This is a genomic window from Vogesella aquatica (assembly GCF_028548455.1).
GTDB classification, from domain to species: Bacteria; Pseudomonadota; Gammaproteobacteria; order Burkholderiales; family Chromobacteriaceae; genus Vogesella; species Vogesella aquatica.
Genome location: NZ_JAQQLF010000040.1, coordinates 1 through 2,004 on the forward strand (window position 1 = coordinate 1; position 2,004 = coordinate 2,004).

Annotated in this window: 2 protein-coding genes; both read right to left on the reverse strand. The window is 50.6% G+C overall.

From position 1 onward, the window contains the following. Positions 1–801 precede the first annotated feature (801 nt). Complete coding sequence (locus PQU95_RS18425; protein WP_272753352.1) at positions 802–1,248, reverse strand: hypothetical protein; 447 nt, start codon at positions 1,246–1,248, stop codon at positions 802–804. A 1-nt stretch (position 1,249) separates the two neighbouring features. After that, the gene (locus tag PQU95_RS18430; protein ID WP_272753353.1) at positions 1,250–1,732 is read right to left on the reverse strand and encodes an eCIS core domain-containing protein; all 483 of its coding nucleotides are present in this window, start codon (positions 1,730–1,732) and stop codon (positions 1,250–1,252) included. Between the last annotated feature and the right edge of the window lie 272 nt (positions 1,733–2,004).

The window sequence follows — 2,004 nt, forward strand, 5'->3', positions numbered from 1 at the left end:
GGACCATGCCGATTCGGGATTGGAAGGCGGCGCTGACTCGCTTTACCATTCAGTTCGAGGAACGCATTCCACAGGCGTAACCCAAACCCCGTTTACACAAAAATTCGGACAGGCCCGCCCAACCTACCGTGCTGAGAGAAACCGGCAGTACCGCATAGCAATACACCAGCCAGAATATTCTTCGATCGGCATTCCATACTCTTACCTTTCGTGCCGCACCGCTCACACTCAACCACCAAGGTTGGCCGCAAGGCGGTGATGACACGGGCCCAGCCAGCCGCTCGCGGTAAACGTTGGGCTTCATTCCACTTAGCCCAACCTACCGTGCTGATGAACAAGGGGAAGCGGTATACCATTGCATAACACTGCCCCCACGTCGTTTTCCAGCCGCCAAGCATGCGGGCTATTTGTGATAAGCGTCATCGCAGCCTGAGAGAAACCAGCAACACCGCATAGCAATACACCAGCCAGAATATCCTTCGATCGGCATTTCATGCTCTTGCCTTTCGTGTCGCACCGCTAACCTCCAACCACCAAGGTTGGCCGCAAAGCAATGATGGCATGCGGCCACACGGCCGTTAGCGGTAAACGTTGGGCTTCATTACATTCAGCCCAACCTACCGTGCTGATGCATTTGTGCTTCGGGGGGTGGAAAACCCGCCAGCCCTATCGGGCGGATTACGCCAAGATCTGTTGACGGGCAAGACGGTATCTACCGTGCTTGGGAGGGAAGGGCTTGCTCACGTAGTCATTCTACCGGACGAACACAAGCCCTGATTTGTGTAACAAATCCTTTTTTACTCACACATCCCGACACAGCCTACCAAACATTTCCAAGTAAACACCCCTCCAAGAAGGGCTCTTGATTTTATACTGATAAGACTCAACACGCCTCAAGTCATCAGAATTCGAGCAAATCAAATACGAGCCACGCCATTGCATGTTTTGAAAAACAACCATCGCATCTCGATAATCCAAATCATTACCTGAATCATCCAAACGCCTCAAAATATACTGAAACATCGGCTCGCCTCTTTTAGCCAACACAGATGCAAGCCCTGTTGCAGGCGGATGAATTACTTGATTTGCATACAAATAAATTCCCCACTGGTCCGGCATCGAATACTTTGACAGTCTTTCCGCTCGAGTTGCAATATCGCCCGCAAAGAACTCCTTAGGAACGCCTGCATAGCTACACCCGGCGAAGAAAGTCACTAAAAATACAAAGAAACGTACAAGGCGAGTCATATCAGCATCCAGCAGCAGATCGATTTTTTGAGCAATAGCCAGCCCGCATCCTGCTTCCGCGAGAATATGCCTCCACTTCGTATTTATTGTTGGAATACCCATTTTTCAAAAAGTCCCATGTGTAGGTAAATATATTCATACCCTTGCCATATTGCTCAACATGCACCAGCTCATGCCCTAATATTTCAACGCTACCAGCCTCTCCAGGAATATAAACATCCTTCCGGAAGTAAATATGTTTACCTAGCGTAATTCCATCCATATTACTAGGGAGCCAGAAAGGCACACGCCCCTCGGTTACGCGAGCACGACTCAATACATCACTAGCGAAATATTTCGAATAGAAATCGCGCTCATCAGCCCTCAAGGCTCTACCACTATCTGAGGCCGCATGCACAGCTTGATTAAAGAGATAGCCATATGCCGCTGAAACAGCACCCTTCTCGAAACTACCACCACTCAATTTGCTGGTTAGGTGTCGCATCCCTGACGATCATATAAGCAATCGGCTACTCAAACTGAACACCGCACGAGAAGTCATGGGTATCCTGCTACAACTCTCCCGAGCACCCAACCCATGATCGTCAAACTGCACAAACAAGCCCGCACTACCCCCGCCATCCGCGAGGAAATCAAACACGCCGTCGGCACGCTTACCGAGTTGGCCGCACGCTTCAATGTCAGCATCCACACCATCCGCAAGTGGAAGCAGCGCGACAGCGTGTTGGACCAGCCCCATACCGCCCACCGCCTGCA

Excerpts from the sequence above, each read along its gene's own strand:
- PQU95_RS18425 (WP_272753352.1), bottom strand. The coding sequence starts at position 1,248 with ATGACTCGCCTTGTACGTTTCTTTGTATTTTTAGTGACTTTCTTCGCC.
- PQU95_RS18430 (WP_272753353.1), bottom strand. The coding sequence starts at position 1,732 with ATGCGACACCTAACCAGCAAATTGAGTGGTGGTAGTTTCGAGAAGGGT.